The following is a 1,659-nucleotide window of genomic DNA, read 5'->3' on the forward strand; positions in this document are numbered from 1 at the left end:
GGGTGAGCCCGGCTCCGTGTCCGGGTCCGGTGCGGTCAGGCCGGGGACGATCATGGCGGGTCACTTCCGATCATCGGCGAGCGGTGTTCCGGGGATACCCGGTGCCGCGGCGGCGCAACCCCAGGTTCGGCACGTCAACGACGTCGACGGCCCGCACGTCTCCGTAGTGCTTGTGCAGAGCCCTAACTGTGACGACATCCATGCGGCTCCTCCTCTTCGGTCCCATCGTGCGCGTGCGGCGGGATGCCCGCACCCCGAACGCCCCGGGGCTCACTGCCAGCGACGGCGCACCCGCTTGTACACGGAGTCGACCACGAGGACCGCGGGGATGCCCAGCAGCGCGACCCCCAGCGCCTCGAGCGGCGGAACCGCGTGCCCGAGAACGTCGGCGACCGGGCCGACGCCGAGGAAGACGACGAGGGCGACGAGTTCGGCGAGCACGGCCCACAGCAGCAGCCGGTTCGAGCCCCACCCGAGCTGCCACGGTGGCCGGGTCGCGCTGCGGCAGGCGAACGCGGCGCCCACCTGACCGAGGACGACGGCGGTGAACGCGGCACCGGAGGCAGCGAGAAGCGCCGCCCCGGTGGGAAATTCGCCCCCGGGACGCCAGCCCGCGACGAGCAGCGCCACGAGGAACGCGCTCATCTCGACGATCGCCTCGGTCGGCCCGAGCACACCGAACACCCGGACCAACAGGGTTCCGTCGACGAGGTGGCGGCGTTCCGGCGGGCGTTTCAGCGTGTCCCGGCTCGGGGGCTCGCCACCGAGGGCGAGCGCCGGCAGCAGATCGGTGCCGATGTCGATGCACAGGATCTGCAGCACCCCCAGGGCGAGCGGGAACTGCCCGCCCGACAGGCCCCACAGCGCGAAGGGCGTCAGTTCGGCCACGTTGGAGGTCAGGTGATAGCTGAGGAAGCGGCGGATGTTGGCGTAGGTGGCACGGCCCTGTTCCACCGCGGTGAGGATGGTCGCGAAGTCGTCGTCGAGCAGCACCAGATCGGCGGCCTCGCGCGCAACGTCCGTGCCGCCCTCACCCATCGCCACCCCGATGTCGGCCTGCCGCAGGGCCGGTCCGTCGTTGACGCCGTCACCGGTCATCGCCACCACGTGGCCGCGGTCCTGCAGGGCCTTGGCCACACGCAGCTTCTGCTCGGGCGAGACGCGGCTGATCACGATGCCGTCCCGGTCGAGCAGGGCACCGAGCAGCTGATCGTCCTCGGGCAGGTCCTTGCCCTGCACCACCAGGCCCGCGGGCCCGAGCAGCCCGATCTCGCGGGCGATGGCGCGCGCGGTCTCTGGATGGTCGCCGGTGAGCATCGCGACCTTGATGCCGGCGCCGCGGGCGGCCCGCAACGCGGCCGGGACGGCGGTCCGCGGCGGATCCTCCATGCCGAGCAGGCCGAGGAGTTCGAGGTCGCGTTCGGCGAGGTCCGGGTCGGTCTCCACGCCGGGATCGGTCAGGGTCCGGCGGGCGACGGCGAGCACCCGCAGGCCCCGCGACGCCATGTCCGCGAGCGCCTCCTCCGCCCGGTCGACGAGCTCGCCCGGGTCGGCGCAGCGCGGAAGCACCGCGTCCGGGGCGCCCTTGAGGAGCAGCTGCCCGCCCACGATCACCGATTCGCGGCGGCGCCGGGGGTCGAACACGAACCGGCGGGTGAC

At 73.1% G+C, this 1,659-nt stretch carries 1 protein-coding gene; it reads right to left on the bottom strand.

Annotated elements, in window-relative coordinates; translation table 11 throughout:
- Positions 1-270 precede the first annotated feature (270 nt).
- The coding region (locus tag CQZ88_RS31230) for an HAD-IC family P-type ATPase (RefSeq protein ID WP_258008644.1) at positions 271-1,659 on the bottom strand (1,389 nt) is incomplete at its 5' end.

The sequence above is a fragment of the Rhodococcus sp. ENV425 genome, assembly GCF_002887785.1.
Lineage (GTDB): Bacteria > Actinomycetota > Actinomycetes > Mycobacteriales > Mycobacteriaceae > Rhodococcus > Rhodococcus aetherivorans.